A 23765-nucleotide genomic window follows, 5' to 3' on the forward strand; every position below is an offset into this window, starting at 1 on the left:
CCGAGTTGATTGTTACTATAAATTCAAGAGGTGAGCAAATAATATGGAAAAAATTAGTCAAAAGTTGTCATTTACAGATCGGCTTGTCGATCAGAGCGCAGAAGCAATTTGTCAAAAATGCAATCTGGATAGGATTGAACAGTTGAAACTGAAACTTGGGTTAAATGTATTTATAATCAATGTAACAAAATTAGTTATTATTTATTTTCTGGCCTACTTGTTTCAATTATTAACAGCTGTCATTATTTTCCATGTTGGTTTTATGATGATTCGAACATTTTCTTACGGTGCTCATGCTAAATCTAGTCAGCTTTGTACGGTATTCAGTACCATTATATTTTTAGGTTGTGCTAAATTTTGTATGATGGGTCCTTTTTCAGTCTATGTTCTCATGATGTTGTTTGCAGGAACCAGTTCAATTTTATGGATCTATGCACCAGGAGTAACTAAAAAGAATAAGATCTGCTATGAAGAAAAGAAAAGACTGTTGAGACAAAAGGCGTTGTGTTCTAACGTGCTAGTTTTCCTTATTGCTTTAGGTTTTAATCAAACGTATATTGCGAACTTGTTAATGACAGGTGCTTTTGTGGCAGCACTGCTGACCATGCCTGTACTATATAAATTACTAGGAGATGAAAGAATATGATGGGAAAATTAAAAGGAAAAATGATGGATTTGTTGGCGGTTTTATTAGTATCAGGTGGGGAATTATCGATTAATCAGTGTTGTATTGGATTTGGGTATGAAATTGAGATTCCAGAAGAATTACTTCAATGATCTTTGTCACTATCTACTTCATATCTAAAAATATTGTTGGATAGCACTTCGTACAATTTAAAGAGAGTTGTCTTAAAAATAGTTGGAGAAGCCCGAATAATCTAATAAATGTCTAAAAAAAAGTATGAAATTTATTGAATTACTAGATAAATAGCATTGATTAAATTGTTTTATATATGATATCATTAACAGACAACTATTAGTTCGTTTAAAATGAACATTTTGAAGTGTATTTGTATATTTATTGGCTATGTGAGATAGTTCAATATATTATTTTTTGACTTTTATTATGTTAATGAAAAATTGGGGGTAGGAAAAAAATTATACTGGCATTTTTTGCTAATATACTAATTCTTATTTTATGTAGTTAACCCATAGTGCTAGTTAAAATAGTTTAAACATGCAAAAAAAGAAAGTTCTTGCTACACTAGCCTCAAATCGGTTAAGAAATGAGATGAAAAAGCATGCAAGAACCTTCCAACTCTCATTTTACTATAACTTTCGAAAATTTACTGCTTCGAGTATTACGGTTGTATGAAGAATATACTCCTGATACAGTCAAAAACCGAAAAAACAAACAGTTAGCGAAACAATCAGATGTCGTTATTCTAACTTGTTATCTTTTTGGCATTCTTCATTTATGTACAACGCTCATTGGCATTTATCGTTTAGTTTGCTCTATTTATGGAAATGATTTTCCTAACAGAACTCGTTTTATTCGAACCCGCAATAATCTTCAACCGACTCTCGCATTAATCAATTAAGCATTTATGAAAGGGAATTCAAGTGAAGTGGATGCAGTTGGGCTAGTGGCTAGTCTCCCAATGCCTTTGTGTCAGCCAATTCGTAATAGAAGAGCCCATTCTGCTCAACCACTTGCCAATATTGGTTATAATGCAACGAAGAAACGCTGGTTTTACGGGCTAAAGTTTCATGCGATTGTCAGTAGAAATGGTCTGATTTTAAACTTTTTACTGAGTTCTGCTACTTTACATGATGCGAAAGTAGTAGAAGATGTAACAGAATCCTTTTTCATTCCAACTATTCTAGGTGATGCAGGGTATGTTGGAAAGGAACGAGCAAATCGTCTATCTAAACAAGGGATTACCTTGCTTGCGATTCCTAGAAAATCTATGAAAGAAGCGAATAAAATAGATTATTCTCTCTTCAAAAAACAAAGAAAAGCAATTGAAACCGTCTTTTCTTCTTTAGAAATCCTTGGAATAGAGGGGATTCACGCACATTGTATTCAACGTATTATGACAAGAGTACAACTAACGGTTCTGCTTTATAATCTTTTGTTGGCTGAAGCACATAAAGAAGATAGTGAAACATTAAAATTTTCAATTGGACTTGAGAAATTAAGTGCTTAATTAACCAGCACTGTGGGTATAGTTATATCGGGTATATATACAAATCTTAGATGTTTTATAATTTATATTTTAGAAAAAGAGGATGACTTTGATCGGTTGAAAGACTACTATTTATCAATCGATCAAAAAAGCTCAGCAGCTGATGCAGAAAAATGATTTTAAGTTGTCAGAGATCAGTCGTTTGGAAGTCACAGAAATCAAGAGTATCGTGATTTCAAAATTGTTGCAGTCTCAATGGGCTGGAATTGAGACTGAGCTGGAGATAAAAGAAGTAATCGATGAGATTAACATGGACCCAGTGATGTTGATTCGTTGTTTAGGGATTATTTTAGACAATGCGATTGAGGAGACCAAAGGAAACGCGGATGAGTTTATCCGAATGGCGGTCATCAAAGAGATACACAGTATCAGTTTTATTGTGCAGAATACCATTAAAGCAGATCATCCAAAGCTTTTTGAAATGAATCGCAGTGTTTTTTCTACAAAGGGAGAAAACCGAGGCTTAGGTTTAAGTAATTTGAAGGAAATGATTGACCCACAGATGAATGTGACACTAGAGATGCTTATTGATAATGACTGTTTCATTCAAAAAATTGAAATAGCTTAGTGAGATTTTGATTATTTTACTAATATATTGGTTTGAGGAGGCAGTAGATTTAAGTTAGGGGGGACTTATTTTTGATATATATAATCATTTGTATTCAATATTTCATTGTATTGTCAATGAATTCACACTTCATTAGTGAAAAATTTCTAAGCTTGAAAGGAACGCTATTATCACTTGTTTTTGGTGTTATACTTGGATACGTATTTGGATATATAGGTATATATATTCAATTTTTAGTGTTTTTCTCTGTTCTTATATTGAATTATTATTTGAAAAAAACGTGGAATAAGAACCTGTTGTACGCTTCCTTAAGTTGTAGCTTAATCGTATTGTTTGATCATATTGCATCATTCATACTCTTATATGGTCAAAATGAAATAATCAAAGAAGTAGAGATAGGTTCACAAATGCTCTTTTTATTACGAGTGTTTTTCTATTTTATGTTTGCTGGAATAACCATTTATGGTATTAAAAAAATTCAAAAACGCGTGCATCTGGATGATGTTGGAACTTGGCTGGTTACTTCATTATCACTAGGCCTATACATAATATTATGTACAATTATTTTTTTTGCGAATGCTGAAGGGAATCTATTAAGTACAGTTTTACTTAATAGTTTCTTCATTACTTTGTACTTTACGTTTACAGTAGTTTTGTTATTTATCACCTATTTCTATATGAAAAAAAGAAGTGAAGACAAATACAAAGAGAAAGAAAAGCAGAATCTGAAAGAATACACAACATATCTTGAGAGTAATTACAATGAACTGAGAAAATTTCGTCATGATTATCAGAATATTTTGACGTCGTTAGAAAGCTTTATTGAAGAGGATGACTTTGATCGGTTGAAAGACTACTATTATCAATCGATCAAAAAAACTCAGCAGCTGATGCAGAAAAATGATTTTAAGTTGTCAGAGATCAGTCGTTTGGAAGTCACAGAAATCAAGAGTATCGTGATTTCAAAATTGTTGCAGTCTCAATGGGCTGGAATTGACACAGAATTGGAAGTAAAAGATAGAATCAATGATGTGAACATGGATTCAGTTTCTTTGATTCGTTGTTTAGGAATTATTTTAGATAATGCAATCGAGGAGACAAAGGAAAATAAAGAAGGGTTCATACGAATGGCAATTATAAAAGAGATGGAAAGTATTAGTTTTATTGTTCAGAACACAATTAAAACAGGGCACCCGAAGCTTTTTGAAATGAATCGCAGTGGTTTTTCTACAAAGGGAGAAAACCGAGGCTTAGGTTTAAGTAATTTGAAAGAAATGATTGATCCACAGATGAATGTGACACTAGAGACGCTTATTGATAATGACTGCTTCATTCAAAAAATTGAAATTACTAATTAGAGGTGAACTATGTTAAGTATCTATGTGTGTGAAGATAATCCAAAGCAGTTGGAGAATTTAACCACTGCAATAAAAAACTACATATTGATGAAAGATTATGATCTAGAGTTTACTCTGGCAACTGCTGATCCTCAGGAAGTATTGACTAAAGTGAAGGAACGTCAGACAACAGGATTGTATTTTTTAGATGTAGATTTGAGTAATGAAATGACAGGGATTGGCCTTGCTGTGGAATTGAGAAAACTTGATACGGCTGGGAAAATTGTTTTTATCACAACCCATGCTGAATTATCTCATTTGACATTTTCTTACAAAGTAGAGGCGATGGATTACATTGCAAAGGATGATCCAAATTTAACTAGGAAAATTCAGGATTGTATCAATGTAGCACATGAACGTTATTTGAATGATTTGAATCCCAATAGATCATTTTTCCAAATCAAATCTGGTGAAAAAATTATCAAATTGAATAAGGAAGAAATTCTATTTTTTGAATCTTCTTCAACGCCTCATAAGGTTGTTGTTCATTTAGAAAATCGTCAAATAGAATTTTATGGCACAATCAAAGAGCTGGCTGAGAAAGATCGCAGTTTCTATCGATGTCATCAATCATTTGTCATCAATTTAAATAATATCAGCGAAGTGAAAAAAGCAGAGCGGATAGTTATTATGAATAATGGAGAAACTTGTTATGTGTCAACACGCTATTTGAAAAAACTATTGAATTTACTTGATCAAAAATAGATTAGATAGTGTGTCTCTTCTTATAAATGTGGGACAGGAACAGAAAAAAGTTAACAGTTTTAATTACTCAAACCAGTACATCAGGTGTGCTGGTTTTTATGTTGTGCGCCAGGCATGGCGACTATCTAGGTGGTGAAAGTCCACTGCGAGGGTACACATCGACCAATCGCTAGAGAAACACAAGGTGGCATTCGTGAGGATGTGGCTGAAGGAAGCGTGTATCAAATTCTTGGCTCGACGAACAGAAACCTGATACCAAGGCTCGGTAAGTGGATAAGGTTCCTGAACAAACCAAAGTCCAAAAGATGTGCGTAAACTTATCGGATAAATCAGGCGAGTAAAAGAGGAAAGTTAGTCGTCTTACCCTGGGAGGTCTCACGGACGACTGAGGAGAACCCTAATAAGAAAGTCGGTCGAAAAAGGTTTATCGTGAGAAGTCAGCAGAGGTCATAGTAATGGAATTTTTTTTTTCCCATGAAGGACCGAACAATTTATAATGTTTCTACACCACGAATGCGTGAAAGAGTTAATTCTGAATGTGTTAATGAGGAAAGTATGAGCGTATCTCAAAGGATAATCAAAAGAGAATAATCTTTCGCTACGTGACAGGAAGGAAGAAACGAGTATGGAACTTTTAGAACAAATCTTGAGTAATCAGAACATGAACCAAGCTTACAAACGTGTTTACCGTAATAAAGGGGCAAGTGGAGTAGATGGAATTACAGTGGAGGAATTGAAGGAGTATCTTCGTGAACATAAAGAGGAGCTGCGTTCTCAAATTCGCCAACGTAAGTATAAGCCACAACCAACATTACGAGTAGAAATTCCAAAAGAAAATGGAAAAATGCGTCAATTAGGTATTCCGACTGTAGTAGATAGAGTGGTCCAATAGGCAATCAGCCAAATACTAGGTCCAATGTTTGAAAAACAATTCAGCGAATACAGTTATGGATTTCGTCCGAAACGTAGTTGCGAAATGGCGATTATTCAAGCAATAGAGTATCTGAACGATGGCTATGACTGGGTAGTTGACATCGACTTGGAACGTTTCTTCGATACGGTTCATCAGGATAAACTCATGCGAATCATTTCCTACACTGTGAAGGACGGGGACGTCATTTCACTGATACGTAAATACTTGGTAAGTGGTGTGATGGAGGATGGAAAGTATGTGGAGACGCCTGTGGGTACACCACAAGGAGGGAATCTCAGTCCATTATTAAGCAATATCCTGTTAAATGAACTGGATAAAGAGCTGGAAGCAAGAGGATTGCGATTTGTCCGCTATGCCGATGACAGTTTGATTTTCGTTAAGAGTGAGAAAGCGGCAACACGAGTATTGAACTCAATGACACACTTTATTGAAAAGAAACTGGGACTGAAAGTGAATGCCGAGAAAAGCAGAATCTCCCGCCCCAACAGGACCAAGTTCCTTGGATTTGGCTTCTACTTTGATACAAACACCAAGAAGTATCAGAGTAGACCTCATAAGGATTCAATCAAGAAGTTTCAACGAAAACTCAGAAAACTAACGAAGAGAAACTGGAGCGTTTCGTTGGATGAGAGAATCACCAAACTGAATCAGGTGATAAGAGGTTGGGTGAATTATTTCCGTATCACGAAGATGAAAGGTAACTTGGTAGAAATTGACCAAAAACTCCGCTCGAGGCTCCGTGTTATTATCTGGAAACAGTGGAAGAATAATGGTAAACGCATTCGATCACTCGTTCAACTGAGGATTCCAGAGGAAGAGGCCAAAGGGCTCACCTATTGTCGAAAAGGGTATCGCTATATTGGGTTGTCCAAAGTTGTTCAACGAGCACTCTCAAATAAACGGCTTGAGCAGAGAGGAATACCGTCTGCTCTTGGACATTATCTAAAAGTACACACTGAAATATAAATTGAAACGCCGTATATGCGAACCGTTCGTACGGTGTTGTGAGAGGGGCGGAAAGTTAGCTAACTTTCTCCTCTACTCGATTTAGAGAAATATAGACTGATAGAGTGAGTCTGAATATATTCACTTGTGATACGCAGAACCCTATCATAACTCAGTATGGTTTTTAAGATGATTAAGACCCTGATATAGCAACGATAAATTCAATGTTTTCAAGAGAAGCTGTGAAAGTGGGTACACTAAAGCTGTAATAAGAAAAACTACCAGCTATTTTTATGATATAGTAAGAGCATCTGGAAAAATGATGGAGGAAATGAATGAACAATAATGACATATTGCTGCGTCTGAGATATGCCTTGGATATTAAGGATACAGATATAGTGAAAGCTTTTGAACTAGGCGGGATGACTGTCTCTAAAGAAGAAGTGAGGGCAATGCTGACCAAAGAAAATAATCCACAGCAAGAAGAAAATGATATTTTTGAAAAAAATATCTATGTTAAAACTATCAATAATCAAGTACTGGATATATTTTTGAACGGATTGATTCTTTTAAAACGAGGAGAACCGAAGGATGGATCAACAGATAAAACGCCATTAAAAAGTAGTGAAGTCCGGTATATGAATAATATTTTATTGAAAAAGGTGAAGATTGCTTTAGCTTTGACCAGTGAAGATATGCTGGATATTTTGGCTGAAGCCGGTGTCTATCCTTCAAAAGGAGAACTGGGGGCTATTCTGAGAAAGGAAGGACATCGTAATTTTAAACCGTGTGGAGATAAATATGCGCGTAATTTTTTGAAGGGCTTAGGCGTATGTTATCGCAGAAATTAATAGAAACAGGACATAGTTGAAATATGAGGCAGCAGATTTGGAAATGGTTCATTCGCTTCAGGAGAATCTAAACAAAATCGTTGTACGATACGAATCAAATGTTGCGAAACAGTGATAGAACGGATTGTTACAGCGCGTGATTCATTCAATACAAATGAAAAAGAGACAGTTGGAACAGAGCTTGATAGGAAGAAACGCTTTTGGTAGATAGATTCTGATGGAACAAATGAAAATCATAGAATTGCAAATGTTTTACTTGGTAGGTTAGTATTGAAGGATGCTCAAACAGTCGACAGTGAATACTAGAGGAGAAGTTATATAAAGGTCAAGGAATAAATGCATTCCGGTTAAGTCTACTTTGAAATTGAGGAGCTTCAAAAGGAGCAGACAATTTATTGGGATATGCGTTTGAAGCCTAACCACATATTCCCAAAATGTAGTGGCCTATGGATCGCCATGCATAGTGAAGAAAAAACTAGAAGGATAATGATATAGTCAGCTATCTATTGAAATTAGAAGGATCGATCATCATTAGTGGGTGATTGATCTTTCTTCTGTATTGAAAACCATTCGCATAGCGGATTGGCTAAAAAATCAGGGACTGTGACATTAATATGTCTGAATCCCCTAAAGCCGAATAAACAGTATTCCAATCTTGTATGGTCCGAGCATTCGTAAGAAGCGTAGGAGCAAGCTCTTGCATGACTACTCAGATATGCAAGAGCATTCGAAGAAGCGTAGAAGCAAAGCCCCTCCATGCTTCGAGGATCGGAACGAAGTCCTTCAATTCTTAGCGGCTCTGCCGTTTAGAAAATGATGAGATCGAAACGAAGTGTAGTGTAGTGAGAACCGTAGACGCAGAAAAACGGATACAGCGTAATGTTTTGTCTCGAGAATCGTTCGACTCGTAGAGACAGCAGTTCTTCTACGCTCCGCATACAGTTCTACTACATCAAGTGAGCTAGTTTCATTCAAGGAATACTTATCGAAATTATGCATACCATTCTGCTAAAGTACGAATATAAGCAGAAGTGGCAAAGTAGAACTACCATCTCGGAAATAAGTCGAATAATACTGAAAATATGAGCAGCTCAAGGTAGGCAAACGGTCAATGCGTAATGTTTTGTTTTCTCATGCAAGCGCATATCGCAGTTTAGAGCTTACTCGGCGTATGGAGAAGCCTTGTCACAACCTTGTAAATAAGTGTTTATTAAGATTTGCCCGATCAGCTCTCTACACCTGTTCATACATTTCTTTTAGGTGTTCCAGAGTTCTTGGCAGATGCTTTTCAGGGGTTGCTTCCAGACTGGCAAACATCAGGGGTTTGTCGTATTTTAGGAATTTCAGGATTTGTTCATAGTTCATCCAGCCGGTGCCGACGGGGACGATTTTGATTTGTCCGTTTTCAACTACAAAATCTTTTAAGTGCATGGAGCAGATATCATCTTGTAGCTGGTTCAATGCCTGATTGATTACCTCTTCCTGTTTATGATAGTTTTCTACAGATATCAGATTCGCACAATCCATAATGATTCGCAGATTCGGCGACTGGATTTCCTGAATCAGCCGTTTGGCCAAATCAGCGGTATGGAGAGGGTGATTAATTCCAGCTTCAATGCCGACAGTCACACCCAAGCTTTCGGCATAGGCAACCATTTCGGCAACAGATTGTCTGGCAGTCCGGTAGGCATCTTCTGTATAATTCTTGGTCGTATAGCCGGTTCCTACGCTGCCTGTTTCAGTTCCGACAACGGCTGCCTGAAAGCTTGAAGCCACTGCAATGTGCTGTTTGAAGTCGTTAATTGCCTGCGTTCGAACGGTAATATCTGGACTGGCTAAGTTTACATAACAGCCTAAGACAGAAACCTTGATGCCCAGCCGGGAGAAATAGTCTCCGAAGTAATGTCCTGTACCGCTGGAGATGCTGTCCAAACTGGGAAGTGCATCGGGAAATGATTTCTTTACTGCCAACTGAATATGAGAAAAGCTGTTTGCAAGCAGCTTTTCTCCCAGTTCTTCACGTGAAGCGGCAGTGATGTCGTGTGCACGAATGCCTAAATTTAATGGCAGCATAATAGATTTTTCCTCCTTTTTCTTCCTTTATAAATGGCAGGAATCAGACTAAAAATTGAAATAGGTTTCTGCATTTGTATAACTGATTGCTTCAACTAAGTTTCCTAACAAGATTCCATCCTCCGGTGCTTCTCCTCGTTCGACGATTTCTCCGATGAATTCGCAGAGAACGCGTCGGAAATATTCGTGGCGGGTGTAGGACAGGAAACTGCGGGAATCCGTCAGCATACCGACAAAGTTATGAAGGGCACTTCCGTTGGCGAATTGGCTTAGCTGCTGACGCATGCCGTCTCTGGTATCGTTATACCACCAACCTGAGCCCAGCTGTATTTTTCCTTTAACCTCTTTTTGGAAACAGCCGATTAATGCGGTTAAGGCTGGATAGTCATTTGGATTTAAGGAATAAACAATTGTTTTCGGTAACTGGTCTGTCACTTCTGCCCGATTCAACAGCTTTTGAAGCGGGATTGTAATGGATAAGTCGTTGATACCGTCATAGCCTGTATCAGGTCCTAATTGATCAAACATTGTCTGATTACAGTTGCGGTACGCATGGATATGAAGCTGCATTGTCCAGTTATGCTGGTGGTAAAAATGAATTAAGCGTATTAGTGTTTCTGTGCGATGGGCATTGATTTCTTCTTCTGACAGCGGCTGTCCCTGACAGGCTTTTTGGAAAATCCGTTCCAGTGTTTCTGTATCTGCTTCCTTATATCGTAGAGTATCTAGTGCGTGATCAGATAAGCGTCCACCCAGTGAATGAAAAAATTCAACTCTGCTGCCAAGTGCGGCAATCAGTTCTTCATAGGTAGAAATATCCAGTCCGCTGCTTTCAGCCAATTGTTTTACCCAAACTGAAAAGCCTTTTTGATCGATGTTCAGTGCTTTATCTGGGCGAAAAGAGGGCAGGACTTTAAAGGCAGGTTCATCTTCTGCCAATAATTGGTGGAAGCCCAAATCATCTACAGGATCGTCTGTTGTACAAACCACTTTTACATTCGAATTTTTAATGATTTCTCGTCGTTTAAAAGCCGCACTGGTGATTTTTTTATTCGCCTGTTCCCAGATCGCTTCTGCATTTTCTTCGTTTACCAATAAATCAATTCCGAAGAAGCGCTTCAATTCAAGGTGCGTCCAAGTATACAGAGGATTGCCGATTGTTTTAGGAACAGTTTGACACCAGGCCAGGAATTTTTCATAATCTGAGGCATTACCTGTAATCTGAGACTCTGGAACACCGCAGGCGCGCATCAAGCGCCATTTGTAGTGATCACCTTTTAGCCAGGCCTCTGTAATGGATGTAAAGGCTTTGTTTTCATAAATTTCCTGAGGCTCTAAATGACAGTGATAGTCAATGATCGGCATTTGGGCAGCATGATTGTGAAACAGCTTCTTTGCCCAGCTTGTAGAGAGTAAAAAATCATCGTTTAAAAACATTTATTTTCCTTCTTTCTAAGGGAATCGTTCTTTTTTCTGTTATCTAAAGAGTGACACCTGTTTTGAAAATAGCCACTTCTCTTACATCGTTTTCTTCATTTCTTGTTGATTCACCGCTGGCTACAGCAATGATCTTCTGAATGAATTCTTCTAAGACAGCTTCCATCGGCTGTTCCAGTAATGTGCCGGCATTAAAATCCATCCAGTGACCTTTACGTTTAAAGATGTTGCTGTTGGTTGCCACTTTCACAGTAGGGACATACGCACCAAATGGCGTTCCCCGTCCTGTAGTAAACAATACAAGATGACAGTCGGAGGAAGCCAGAGCAGAAGCGGCAACTAAATCGTTTCCTGGTGCCTGCAGCAGACTTAAGCCCTGTGTTTTGAGTTTTTCTCCATATTTTAAGACATCAACAACGGGGGCTGTTCCTGCTTTTTGTGTACAGCCAAGTGATTTATCCTCCAGCGTAGTGATGCCACCGTCTTTATTTCCGGGAGAAGGATTTTCATAAACAGGTTCTCCGAATGCCAGAAAATACTGTTTGAAGTCATTGATCAGCTGAACAATTGCGTCAAAGACTTCTTCGTTTTCAGCACGAGCCATCAGCATGTGTTCTGCTCCAAACATTTCAGGGACTTCAGTTAGAATCGTACTACCGCCCTGTGCAATTAAAAAGTCAGAGAAAGCTCCTAATAATGGGTTTGCAGTGATCCCTGAAAAGCCATCTGAACCGCCGCATTTCAAGCCGACATTCAACTCAGACAGTGGCACATCTTCTCGCTGATCATTTTTCGCAGCCTCAAAAAGCTCTTCCAGTAAAGCGACACCAGATTCTACTTCATCGTAAACATCCTGAGCGATCAAAAACTTCACTCGATCAGAATCATAGTCACCCAGTTTTTCTTCGAACGCGTCAACCGTATTGTTTTCACAGCCAAGACCAAAAACGAGGACTCCTCCTGCATTTGGATGTTTGACAGCATCAATCAGAACCTCACGTGTATTGGCATGATCAGTTCCCAGCTGTGAACAGCCATAGGGGTGCTTCAAAATTGTGATGTTGTCAAAGGGTCCCAAATCTGGATGATTCACTGTAAACCGCTTTAACATCAGTTCAGCCATCCCGTTTACACAGCCTACTGTTGGGACGATAAATAAATCATTACGAATACCGACTTTTCCGTTGCTTCGGCGATAGCCTTTGAACGTCAGCTCCTTTTTTGGATAGTGTACTTGGTGGAGTTCAGGTGTATACGTATAGTCTAGTTCCCCGGATAAATTTGTTTTTACGTTGTGCGTATGCAGCCAGGCGCCTGTTTCTGCAGCAGAAAGCATATGACCGATCGGATAGCCGTATTTGATGACATCCTGATTTTCTTTCATTGGCTGCAGTGCAATTTTGTGTCCCTGCGGGATATTCTGTTCAGCGGTTAACTGGATGCCGTCAATGTTGATAGACTCTCCAGCAATAATGGGACGCAAAGCTACGGCTACGGTGTCTCTTGGATTCAGCTTTAATAAAGCTGCTTTTGTTTGAGTGTTGATCATGAGCTCATTCTCCTTTTTTTAGTTGAGATCAATCCTTTGCTAATTAATTATTGGATTGTTTTTATTTTTAAGGTCCGATATCCCCATTTCTAAGCGATTGAAATAGCAAGAACTGCGGTTCTCCTTTTCTTAATTGAGATCAATCCCTTGCTAATCAATTATTGGATTGCGTTTATTTTTAAGGTCCGATATCCCCATTTCTAAGCGATTGAAATAGCAAGAACTGCGGTTCTCCTTTTCTTAGTTGAGATCAATCCCTTGCTAATCAATTATTGGATTGCGTTTATTTTTAAGGTCCGATATCCTCATTTCTAAGCGATTGAAATAGCAAGAACTGCGGTTCTCCTTTTCTTAGTTGAGATCAATCCCTTGCTAATTAATTATTGGATTGCGTTTATTTTTAAGGTCCGATATCCCCATTTCTAAGCGATTGAAATAGCAAGAACTGCGGTTCTCCTTTTCTTAATTGAGATCAATCCCTTGCTAATCAATTATTGGATTGTGTTTATTTTTAAGGTCCGATATCCTCATTTCTAAGCGATTGAAATAGCTGAAACTAGAATTAACCTTTGTTTAACTGTTGTATCAGTGCTCGAGTCCCTTGTCTTTCTATAAAGGCACAATCTTGTTCTACTTGCGAGATGAGTTCTGGAACGCTGGTCAGATCTTGTCCCCATAGAGATTTGTTGCTCAAAATGGTTGAGACTGCGGTCTCTGGGGTGTTCCAGGCGGTTTGGATCGCAGCAATTACTTCTGTGTCGTCTTGAGGAGTGATTTTATCTCCTCGATAACTTAGGAGTAAGGAAGCCAGAGCAGCGGTCATATATGGCGGCAGCATCTGCTTTTTTTTCGCATATTGCAGAAATACCGGCAGTAAGCGGGCCTGAAATTTTGAGATACTATTTAAAGAAATTGCCGACAATTGGTGATTGGCAAAAGGATTCAGGAATCGTTCCTTGATTTGTTCCGAGTAGGCAATCAGTTCTTCTTCCGGAAGGGAAAGTACAGGAATCAACTCATCTGTAAACAGGTTGTCAATGAAGGTTCGAAAATCGCTGTCTTTCATGACTGATTCAACAGTATCCAGTTCAGCCAGCATAGCTAACGGAACCATCGCTGTATGCGGACCATTCAATAAATGAACTTTGCGTTCTCGATAAGGAGTCATATCATTTGTAACAACAACATTTAGACCGGCTTTTTCCAAGGGGAGTGTCTCTTTTAGTTTTTCAGGTCCTTCAATCACCCAGAGCAGGAAAGGTTCTGCTTTTACCATTAAATTATCGATGTAGCCGTGTTTTTCATTTAGCTCTTGGGCTGTGTCACGAGGATAACCGGGAACGATTCGGTCAACAAGACTGCAGCAAAAGGTATTTTCTGTTTCCAGCCACTGAATAAAGTCATCCCCCAACTGCCACTCTTCGGCATAGGTCAAAACAATTTCTTTCAACCGCTCGCCATTTCGATCAATTAGTTCGCAGGGAATGATAGTGAAGCCTGACTTGTTCAGTTGAAATCTCCTATATAAAAGAGCTGTCAGTTTTGCCGGGAAGCTTTGCTGCGGACCATTATCCAAAGTGTCATTCGGATTATACTGGATTCCGGCTTCTGTTGTATTGGATATAATAAATTCGGCTGCATCATTTTCGGCTAAAGCAAGATATTTTATCCAGTCTTCATATGGATTAATAACTGATTCGACAGAGGAAATAATCTCTGCTTCATTAATAATTTCTCCATTCATTAACCCCTCAAGAATGACGGTATAAAGGGAATCCTGTTCTTTCAACATAGCGCCCAATCCCTGAGCGATTGGCTGGACAATTGTTGCCCGCCCATTGAACAGGTTCTGTTTATTCATTTGCTGAAGCTGCCAGTCAACAAAGGCTCTCATAAAGTTGCCTTCACCAAATTGAATGACTTTTACAGGGAGTGGGAGCTCTTTTTTCAGTACTGCTGCTGATAATTGTTCCATTAGAATGACATCCTTTCTTTGTGTGCACACGTGAACATTTTTATTTATAATAAGAGGAGAGGTTGTGGCAAAGCTTCTCCATGCGACGAGTAACCGCAGGAACAGAAGTATTCCCCTCAAGAACCAAGTAGGGTAACATGCATCATCTACTCTGACGAGTCAATCGTAGTGATTTATGACAATAAGAAGGATAATCCGAAAATTGTTATGGAGCACTATTCATGAAATGAATAGCTGTGGATTGTTACCTACTTAGCGCTTTCTATATTTTTGAGATTATTCGGTTTATTTTCGAGGGACCTGCTTCTAGAACACCATTTATTTGGTTTTAAAAGTTCTGGATATACTAATGTCACAGACTCCTGCTCCAAAAACCAAGTATCAGTACGACTAAAATATTGGCCGTATCTTTTTGTTTATTCTGATTCAATAGCGGATATGTATCCGTACGTTCATTTTTCAGCTGTTAAAGATTTTTTTCTGTTTCCAGCTTGGCTACTGATTTTCTGATTTCCAGTCGAGTTGGGATCTTGACTTGTGAGCTTGTTGTCTGGTTGCCGGCAATCAAATTTAAAAGCAGCTCAGTTCCTTGCCTGCTGATTTCGTTAATTGGTTTATGCACAGTGGTTAATGGCGGATTTAGATAAGCAACGAATGGAATATCATCGAAGCCTATAAAAGAAATGTCCTGTGGAATATGAAGTCCGCTTTCCTCAGCTGCTCGAATGGCTCCGATTGCCATGTCATCATTTGCGCAGAACACCAGTGTCGGCAAATCTTTTAATAAGAGAATTTTCTTCATTTCCTGAAAGCCGCCTTCGATGCTGTAATCTCCTTCAAAAAAATAAGTCACATTGATCGGCAAATGGTGTTTGGTTAGACTGTTTATCAGTCCGGCTTTCCGTTCTCTTGCAGAGCGAAAGCCCTCTATCCCGCCGATACAGGCAATTTTCCTGTGACCCTGACTGATTGCATAATCGATGGCTGTTTCAACACCGGCAGCGTCATCAGCACTGATATTAATAATATGTTTATCCTCCAGCTGCCTATTGAGAACGACAAACGGGATTTGCTGTTGTTTGAGGAAGTCAATGAAGCCCTGATCACTGTCACTCTGACTCATGATAATAATCCCATCGTAACGCTGAAAATTAATCTGCTCCAGGTTTTGAATTTCATCAATTCCCTGAACTGAAAGACCATAGCTTTCGTCAAGTCTGGAATGGATTCCTTTGATTACATCGACAAGAAAACTGGAACTGGTTCCTTCTTCGATACTGGAGAAGAACAGACCGATCATATAATTTTTCTGGTTTACCAGACTTTTTGCATTGAAGTTTGGAACATAATTCATTTCAGCTGCCAATTCATGAATCTTTTTTCGTGTTGCTTCCTTGATGAGCGGGCTGTTATTCAATGCTCTGGAAACCGTCGTATGGGAAACGCCGGCAGTTTTTGCAATATCTTTGATTGTGACCATAGCGCACCTCGAATTATTTTTGTTAACGTTCACATTATAAAACCTGTCGTCGCTTTTGTCAATCTATAAAATGATATGAAATGCCTGTATAAAAGCATTGCACACGTTAAAATTAATTGTAGAATTTAGTAATTTATGTTATCTTAATCAAAAAAAATTTGTTTAGATCAGCTGGTGACGATACCATTGGCTTCCTTTAAATCTCAGCAGGAAAATACTTCCGCGAATGAACCACTCTATTGTCATAACTGTATAAATTCCTGTTAAGCCAAAACCAAAATGAATGCCAATCAGATAGCCCACGCCAATTCTGAAGATCCACATTGAGAGTAGTGAAACAACTGTAGTGAACTTAGCATCACCCGCAGCCCGCAAAGCTGCCGGAAGAACAAAACTAATGCTCCAAGAGATAAAGTGCATGACCAGAGCAATGATAAACAAGCGGAAAATCATTGGAAGGATGATTTCCGGAGGATTGAAAAGCTTCATTCCCAGAGGAAACAAGGGCAGCAGGGTCAAATCAACTATTAAGAACGCAATCATACTTAAGATAACAAAAGACTTTGTTAGCTTTTTTGCATCACCGATGTTTCCATTACCAATGCATTGTCCTACAATAGGGACTAGGGAAATGGCCAAGGCATTTGGAATAATCTCAGCCAACTGAATCCATGAAGAAGCGATGGCATTAGCGGCAATGGCATTAGTTCCCAAGCCGACAATCATGATTTGGACGATGATTTTTCCTCCATTAAAAAACATGGCTTCTGCAGCAAAGGGCAAACTGATTCTGACAATTTTTCTGATGAGTGAAAATCGAATCCGAGTAAAATCTTTTTTCTTTAGGAATAATCGTTCACGGTTGGCATAAAGAGTATAGAAAGCAAAAAGCATACCTATACAACGGGAAATATTTACTGAAACAGCTAAACCACGTATACCCATGTTTAATTGGTTAATAAAAATGAAGTTAAATAAAATATACATTGCATTCATCAGCAAAGAAAGCTTTAGTGATGCTTTTGTCTGCCCAATTCCTCGTAAATTTCCATTTACTCCTTCTACAACTGCCTGCATAGGATAGCTGAGAAGCAGTCCTACTAAATAAATTTTTGCATTTTTTAATACAGCAGCTTCTGCATTTCCAAACAGCAAATTAAGAATACCTTCATGAAAAATAAGTAAACTGCCTGTGACAATCAACGCCATTATTACAGCACTAAAAATGGTCCCGCTGCAGACTTTACTTAATTCCTTGTAGTATCGGCGACCGTAATATTGGGCAATCAACACAGTTCCTCCTAAACCAACGGAGGTGAAAATCTGAACGAGAAAGAAATGCAGACTTCCCACCATGTTTACAGCACTGACAGCTTGTGTTCCGGAAGAGCTGATCATAGCAGTGTTGATGAAATTGAACCCTACAAGAAAGAATTGATCAATAATGACCGGAATGACAAGTGAAACAACAAAAGAAAAAGGGATTGCTTTTCCGGAGAAAAGAATTTTGATTTTTTCAGATAATGAGTACAACAGGCATGATCCTCCTAAATTATTTTCATACGGTTATTTGCAAAATGCAATGCAAGTAAGTTAATTCTATGGCTAATTACCTTAAGCACTGAATAGAGTTTGTTATTAACAGGTGGTTGATCTGGCAAGGAGAGAAAAAGCTGGAAATTTCCTGTTTGCCTTTTGTACTTTTATTATAGGACATTCTCTAAAATGATTGCTTTATGTTTTTATCCAAGCGGAGCTTGCAGGCTGTTTATTTTTCTAAAATCAATGGTTTGCTTATTTTAAGTATTGTTCTGGCTAGCCTACCTTTCCACTGTGATTGCCTAAAAAGCAGTCTTCAAAGGTAGCAGTGACAAAAGGCAAGGTCTGCCCAAATAGGTATTTGTTCCTCCTTAATCGCTGGTCAAAAGACAGAAATAGGAATGAAGGCCTGCTTGTTGATCTTTCGGTGTTGAGGTTGCTGCAATATAATCTGACTCAGAGCTTTCATCGCTGTGAAGTCGGTAATGAAAAGCTGACTTCACAGCAAAAAATAAAATTGATCATTCCTTCGATAAAGCAATACTCATAAACTTATCGGCAATAGTCTCTTTTTTCTGTATTAATACCACAATCCCTCCTAAATCTAACGTAATTTTATTGTGTTTGTTCTGTGTCGTCCTGCATATAGGTTGTTAGCTGATTGATGATTCATTGACAGGTTTTACCAAACCGCGATAGAGCAGGAGCTGCTTCAGACCATTTAAAAATAGTCAATCAAGGATTGTATTGATTTCTTCTATCAACTGTTCATTTTTTTCAGAATTGTAAGAGCGGATTTTCTTCAGCTGTATATTGTTGCAATTGACAAGCTGGAAGGCTGATCCAATGTGATTTTCGATGGAAATACGGTCAAAAATCAGATCCTTTGAGAAGCCAATGTAAAAGCCTTGATTTTTCGTCTCAGAGATTCCTGCCATCATTGCAGGAACACCGCCTCTTGAGTTTTTTGCCATGGAGATATCGACGGAGCTGAATGTAATGTCGGAAACGTACTGTTCGGCCAATCCATAGATAAAACCTGCAGAAGCCTGAACATTTCTAGCCGTAATATTTGCAAAATGAATCCGGCGGAAACGTGGCGTTCGTTCATCAAGTGGATAGGGGGTTTTATCCCAAACATAAGACTCATTTCCTTTTGGTCCGCAAAAATAATACAAATTAAGAATAAATGGACAGAGAACGTTATCCATAACAATATTGTTTACACGAATATCTTCTATTGTTCCTCCTCTGCCGCGGCGGGATTTTAAACGAATTCCCCGATCCGTATCTTGAAATATACAATTAGTGATCGTCACGTTTCGGATATCTCCGCTCATCTCACTCCCAAGCACGACCCCGCCGTGTCCATGAACCATTGTACAGTTGGAAATGGTGATGTTTTCACAGGAAACACGTTCAGGAGTATCTTCTGTTCCTGCTTTTACAGCGATACAATCATCCCCTACATCAATATGGCAATTGCTGATTCGAACATTTGTACAAGATTCTGGATTGATTCCATCGGTATTGGGCGAATTAGCAGGATTTTTAATAGTTACATTATCTATGGTTACATTTTCGCATAATAAGGGGTGAACGGTCCAGCTTGGAGAGTCCACCAAGCGTATATCTTTAATTGTGACTCTTTGACATTGATGGAAGCTTATCAGTCTGGGTCTGGGATATTTAAGGATGTCAGAATCATCACGAAAAATTTCCCACCAGCTTTCTCCGCAGCCATCCAAAGTACCGAATCCCGTGACAGCAATATTAGTCTGATTTTCTGCGTAGATACAGGGCGCATAAACTTCGCGCTGGACACCTTCCCAGCGTGACTCAACCACTGGATAGTCATTTTGTGAGGTGGAAAACTGAAGTGCTGCCCCAATCTCAAGATGAAGTTCCACGTTGCTTTTAAGAAAGAGTGCACCTGTCAAATATGTTCCATGAGGAATGATGACCTTGCCGCCGCCGGATTCAAAGGCGGTATCAATTGCCTGTTGAATAAATAGTGTGTTCAATTTTCCTTCTTTTGCACCATAATTTGTGATGTAATACATTTGATATTCTCCTGTCTTAAATTGGTATTAAAAGGTCAACAAAAATTCTTGCCGACTAATTTTGACAAATACTGTCATAACAACTGTTTTGTTAACGTGTGCATGCTTTTGAAAGAGAAAAAACTGATAGTAGCTAGTTTTTATTTTTGTTATTTTATTGAAATGTACGGAAATTAATTTCACAAAAGAGTGTTCATTAAAAATATAGTATTTTTGTTAAAATAAATTTATTTGCCTTTTGCAGTATCGTATTTTTCACTAAGTTGATAAATGATTGATATACCAATCATTGTAGCGGTTACTAAAATAAAATCAAGGCTGTTTCAAAGATAATCCAGTATATTTTTTTAAAGTCAATATAGTATAAAAACGATTAGTTTTAGCCACTAACTTGTCTTGATACTCAAGAAATGTTGACGTGAACAATTATTGATATATAGTTATTGTAAACGCATACTTAAAAATAATTTTTTGGAGGAAATAAAAATGAAAATGAAATTATTTGGACGGACACTTGTTTCAGGTATAGCACTTACAATGTTGTTGTCTGGCTGCAGCGGAAGCAGTTCAGCTGGATCGAAAGTAGAGGGAGCAGGTGTATTGACAGATGAAGAAGTGACTATCAAGTTTGCCTGGTGGGGAGCAGATATCCGCCATGAAGCTATGAAAAAAGTTGTTGAGTTATATGAGGAGGAGCATCCGAACGTTACTGTAGAAGTAGAATACGGCGCTTGGGAAGGCTGGCAGGCTAAAACCTTAACTCAGCTATCTGGTAAAACAGAAGCGGATGTTATGCAGGTGAATTACAACTGGCTGTTCTCTTATGGAAAAGGAAAGAATGTTTTTTATGATTTAAATGAAGTGAAAGATTATTTGGATTTATCCAATTGGGATAAAAAATATCTTGAAGCCATGCAGGTGAATGGCGAACAGGCAGCTGTTCCTCATGGTATGACAGGACGTGTTCCAATGTACAACGAACAGCTATATAAAGATAATGGTTTGGAGCTGCCTCAAACATATGAAGATCTGATTAAAGCTGGAGAAGTTATCGGAAAAGACAATACAGCAACCGGGGAAGACAATAAATATGCTTTCGTCAACATGGGTAAAGTTTCTAAAGATCTATTTATCGCTCAAATGCTCTTTAATAAAACTGGAGAAGTAATGCAGACAGATGGAAAAGTTAATTACTCTGAAGCAGATGTAAAAGAAGTTCTAGAGCAATATCAGGCATTTGAAGATGCAAATGCTTTTCCAACATTTGCACAAGACGGCTCTATTGATACAAATGCCAATCCAGAATGGGTGGAAGGGCAAGCCGGCGGTGTATATGAATGGGCGAACTCATTGGCACAATGGGCAGAGTCCTACAAAGGCGGTGAAGCGAAAGATGAGCTGCTCGTTGGAGACTATCTTTTGCCAGCTGCTGATCAAAACGTGAGTATCTACGTTAAACCGAACTTTGGTTATGCAGTTTCACGTAATTCAAAAAATCCGGAAGTTGCGGCAGACTTTATCAATTTCCTGCTGACAGATGAAGATGCAGTGAAAGAAACTGGCGATACGTTGGGCATCTCCAGTAATAAGATTACGAATGAGCTTCAAGTGAAGAACAATTTGTTGGAAGGTGTTGTAAAGGACGGTTATGAAAAACTGGATCAATACGAACAAACAGTAATGGATCCATATTTTGAAGATGAAAATGTACGTAATGAACGCTACACAGTAATCGAAGCATTCCGTACAGGTAAGCTGACCGCTGGTGAAGCAGCGAAACAGTATATCAGCAAACAACAAGATGCATTAGATAAGCATTACCAGAAATAATTTGCTGGAAAGAAGAGGTTGTGACAGCCCCTCATGAGTGTTTGTCACAGTCCCTTCTTTCTGCTTAAAAGAACATGGGGGCGTGTAGATACTTTAGTTTATTGAGAGGATTTATGAACGATTTTTTTCAACTGATGCATTTCGGTAATTTTCAGCTGGTATTTGCTGCAAAACTTGAAGAGGTTTTACATAATCGTTTAAAAAAAGAAAACCTAAAGGCGAGCAGTCATTCTTTTAAAGTTCCCCGACAGCTGCATCTATCCTATGTGAATCCAAAGGTTTGAGGCTATCCGAATCCCGCTGGTTCATGTGCGTGGTTGACAGGTTTTCTGTTCCACTGAAACAGAAACTATTTCATTGTACACATAAGCCTGCTTAATCAATCCGAGTTGTCTGCAGGAGATATAATTATAAAAAATACGATTACGTGATATTGATAAGGAGTTGACACAAAATATGAAAACAAAGAAAAATTATCTGATGTATGTGATGCTTCTTCCATGGCTGATTGGGTTTGTCATTTTTAAAGTTTATCCAATCTGTGCATCTTTCGTATACAGTTTGCAGGAATACCCTATCTTGGGAGATCCGGAGTTTGTCGGACTGCAAAATTATATTGAAATTTTTACTAAAGATGAAACCTTCATGGCGGCGTTGGGTGCTACTTTAAAGTATGTATTGATCGGGACACCTGCTGTGGTGATTGTTTCCTTCATTGTTGCTGCAATTTTGAATTTTAAGTTAAAAGGAGTAAATTTCTTCCGTACAGCATACTACATCCCCTCTATTCTTGGCGGGAACGTAGCGGTTTCCATTTTATGGACAATGCTGTTTGACGTAAACGGGCCGGTCAACACGGTCCTGAGTATTTTTAATTTGGGTGGAGACGTGGCAATCAACTGGACGAAAGATCCAACCTTTGCTATTTTCACTCTAGTTATTTTGAAGACCTGGCAGTTTGGTTCAACGATGCTGATTTTCCTGTCAGCACTTCAAGGCGTTCCACAATCCGTCTATGAAGCAGCTTCCATTGATGGGGCAAGTCGTATCCGCCAGTTATTCAGTATTACGATTCCGATTATTACTCCGGTGATTTTGTTCAATGCAGTCAATGTACTGGTCAAAGCTTTCCAGGAATTTAACTCAGCTTATTTGATCACTAAGGGCGGACCGAATAAATCAACCTATTTTTTAAACTTATATATTTATGACCAGGCTTTTCAAAATGGAAACTACGGCTATGCCAGTGCATTGACATGGATATTACTGGCAATTATTGGTGTCTTCACGATTGTCATTTTCCGCAGTTCCAATCACTGGGTTTACTACAACGATTAAGGAGGAAACAATAAGATGGAAATGAGCAAGTCAAGAAGACGCATTAATGAAGCTATCCGTTATGTATTGCTGATTATTGTCGGGATTATTCTGATTTATCCACTGCTGTGGATGATCGGCTCTGCCTTCAAGGAAAACCGAGACATCTTCGGTACGTTAACCCTTTTTCCTCCTGCAGGAAAAGCTGTTATGACAAACTTTCAGGAGGCATGGCAGATTACAAAGGAGAATAATATTTGGTTTTATTTTACCAATACATTGAAATTTTTGATTCCTAAAACAATTTTCACTGTTATCTCTTGTACACTGACTGCCTATGTTATTGCACGTAAGTCATTTAAAGGGAAAAAATTTGTTTTTGGCGCAGTTATTGTTACGTTGCTGATGCCGGAATTGGCATTTCGGATTCCATTATATCTATTGTATCGACAAGTAGGTTTGCTGGATAGTTTTGCTAGTTTGTATGTCAGTGATATTTTCGCCTCCTCTTCCTTCTTCATCTTTATGATTGTTCAGTTTATGCGGACGATTCCAAAAGAATTGGATGAAGCAGCTGTTATGGATGGCTGTAATGATTTTCAGATTTTATGGAGAGTGATTGTTCCGGTAATTAAACCAATTTTGATCACTGTTGCATTGCTTAGCTTTATGTGGGGAATGAATGATTTCCAGGGTCCATTGATTTATTTAAACAGTGCAGATAAGACAGTCCTGTCTGTTGTGCTGAAACAGCAGTTGGATGGAGAAGCGATGGTCAATTACGGTCGAGTCTTTGCGGCTTCTTGTTTGGGACTGCTGCCGATGATTGCACTGTTCTTTGCAGGTTCGCGATATTTTGTTGATGGCGTTGCAAGTACAGGTGGTAAAGAATAATAGGTCAGGAAAGGAATAG

The 23765-nt window shown here is 38.5% G+C and carries 17 protein-coding genes and 2 pseudogenes; 12 read left to right on the forward strand and 7 right to left on the reverse strand.

Annotated elements, in window-relative coordinates:
* The first annotated feature begins 43 nt into the window (after positions 1-43).
* From LI954_RS01850 to LI954_RS01885, 8 genes and pseudogenes are all read left to right on the forward strand, one after another.
* Complete coding sequence (locus tag LI954_RS01850) at positions 44-646, forward strand: accessory gene regulator AgrB (protein WP_202066699.1); 603 nt, start codon at positions 44-46, stop codon at positions 644-646.
* Positions 643-777 (forward strand): cyclic lactone autoinducer peptide, encoded by a 135-nt coding sequence (locus LI954_RS01855; protein WP_202066700.1) that lies wholly within the window; start codon positions 643-645, stop codon positions 775-777. Before LI954_RS01850 ends, LI954_RS01855 begins: the two co-directional genes overlap by 4 nt.
* 464 nt (positions 778-1241) lie before the next feature.
* Positions 1242-2150, forward strand: a pseudogene (locus LI954_RS01860) (IS982 family transposase).
* A gap of 142 nt (positions 2151-2292) precedes the next feature.
* Positions 2293-2757: a GHKL domain-containing protein gene (locus tag LI954_RS01865; protein WP_202068129.1), complete on the forward strand. Its 465-nt coding sequence runs from the start codon at positions 2293-2295 to the stop codon at positions 2755-2757.
* A 329-nt stretch (positions 2758-3086) separates the two neighbouring features.
* The gene (locus LI954_RS01870; protein ID WP_202068128.1) at positions 3087-4115 is read left to right on the forward strand and encodes a sensor histidine kinase; all 1029 of its coding nucleotides are present in this window, start codon (positions 3087-3089) and stop codon (positions 4113-4115) included.
* Between the two features lie 9 nt (positions 4116-4124).
* Positions 4125-4859 carry a LytR/AlgR family response regulator transcription factor gene (locus tag LI954_RS01875; RefSeq protein WP_202068127.1) on the forward strand — a complete coding sequence of 245 codons (735 nt, stop codon included), beginning with the start codon at positions 4125-4127 and terminating at the stop codon, positions 4857-4859.
* 625 nt (positions 4860-5484) lie between these two features.
* Positions 5485-6759, forward strand: a pseudogene (gene ltrA / locus LI954_RS01880) (group II intron reverse transcriptase/maturase).
* Positions 6760-7073: 314 nt separating this feature from the next.
* The gene (locus LI954_RS01885; protein WP_229443342.1) at positions 7074-7589 is read left to right on the forward strand and encodes a DUF1456 family protein; all 516 of its coding nucleotides are present in this window, start codon (positions 7074-7076) and stop codon (positions 7587-7589) included.
* A gap of 1233 nt (positions 7590-8822) precedes the next feature.
* Here LI954_RS01885 and LI954_RS01890 read toward each other — a convergent pair.
* The 7 genes from LI954_RS01890 to LI954_RS01920 all read right to left on the reverse strand — a co-directional run bounded on the left by LI954_RS01890 (position 8823) and on the right by LI954_RS01920 (position 19705).
* Positions 8823-9662 carry a sugar phosphate isomerase/epimerase family protein gene (locus LI954_RS01890; RefSeq protein ID WP_229442625.1) on the reverse strand — a complete coding sequence of 280 codons (840 nt, stop codon included), beginning with the start codon at positions 9660-9662 and terminating at the stop codon, positions 8823-8825.
* Positions 9663-9710: 48 nt separating this feature from the next.
* Positions 9711-11099 (reverse strand): glucuronate isomerase, encoded by a 1389-nt coding sequence (gene uxaC / locus LI954_RS01895; protein ID WP_229443343.1) that lies wholly within the window; start codon positions 11097-11099, stop codon positions 9711-9713.
* A 43-nt stretch (positions 11100-11142) separates the two neighbouring features.
* Complete coding sequence (locus tag LI954_RS01900; RefSeq protein WP_229442623.1) at positions 11143-12648, reverse strand: UxaA family hydrolase; 1506 nt, start codon at positions 12646-12648, stop codon at positions 11143-11145.
* Between the two features lie 562 nt (positions 12649-13210).
* Complete coding sequence (locus tag LI954_RS01905; RefSeq protein ID WP_229442622.1) at positions 13211-14623, reverse strand: tagaturonate reductase; 1413 nt, start codon at positions 14621-14623, stop codon at positions 13211-13213.
* Positions 14624-15089: 466 nt separating this feature from the next.
* On the reverse strand, positions 15090-16103 hold the full coding sequence (locus LI954_RS01910; protein ID WP_202068120.1) for a LacI family DNA-binding transcriptional regulator: 1014 nt from the start codon (positions 16101-16103) through the stop codon (positions 15090-15092).
* A gap of 162 nt (positions 16104-16265) precedes the next feature.
* The gene (locus LI954_RS01915) at positions 16266-17636 is read right to left on the reverse strand and encodes an MATE family efflux transporter (protein WP_229442620.1); all 1371 of its coding nucleotides are present in this window, start codon (positions 17634-17636) and stop codon (positions 16266-16268) included.
* A 737-nt stretch (positions 17637-18373) separates the two neighbouring features.
* A complete protein-coding gene (locus LI954_RS01920) occupies positions 18374-19705 on the reverse strand; it encodes a glycoside hydrolase family 28 protein (RefSeq protein WP_229443344.1) in 1332 nt (443 codons plus the stop codon).
* Positions 19706-20191: 486 nt separating this feature from the next.
* On the opposite strand from LI954_RS01920, the gene LI954_RS01925 reads away from it, so the two are divergent.
* From LI954_RS01925 to LI954_RS01940, 4 genes are all read left to right on the forward strand, one after another.
* Positions 20192-21535 (forward strand): ABC transporter substrate-binding protein, encoded by a 1344-nt coding sequence (locus LI954_RS01925; protein ID WP_229443345.1) that lies wholly within the window; start codon positions 20192-20194, stop codon positions 21533-21535.
* 113 nt (positions 21536-21648) lie between these two features.
* Positions 21649-21819, forward strand: a complete 171-nt coding sequence (locus tag LI954_RS01930; protein WP_202068117.1) for a hypothetical protein — start codon at positions 21649-21651, stop codon at positions 21817-21819.
* A gap of 172 nt (positions 21820-21991) precedes the next feature.
* The gene (locus tag LI954_RS01935) at positions 21992-22873 is read left to right on the forward strand and encodes a carbohydrate ABC transporter permease (RefSeq protein ID WP_202068116.1); all 882 of its coding nucleotides are present in this window, start codon (positions 21992-21994) and stop codon (positions 22871-22873) included.
* Positions 22874-22888: 15 nt separating this feature from the next.
* On the forward strand, positions 22889-23746 hold the full coding sequence (locus tag LI954_RS01940; RefSeq protein WP_202068115.1) for a carbohydrate ABC transporter permease: 858 nt from the start codon (positions 22889-22891) through the stop codon (positions 23744-23746).
* Positions 23747-23765: the final 19 nt, after the last annotated feature.

This window comes from Enterococcus sp. CWB-B31 (assembly GCF_020567645.1).
Taxonomy (GTDB): Bacteria; Bacillota; Bacilli; order Lactobacillales; family Enterococcaceae; genus Enterococcus_L.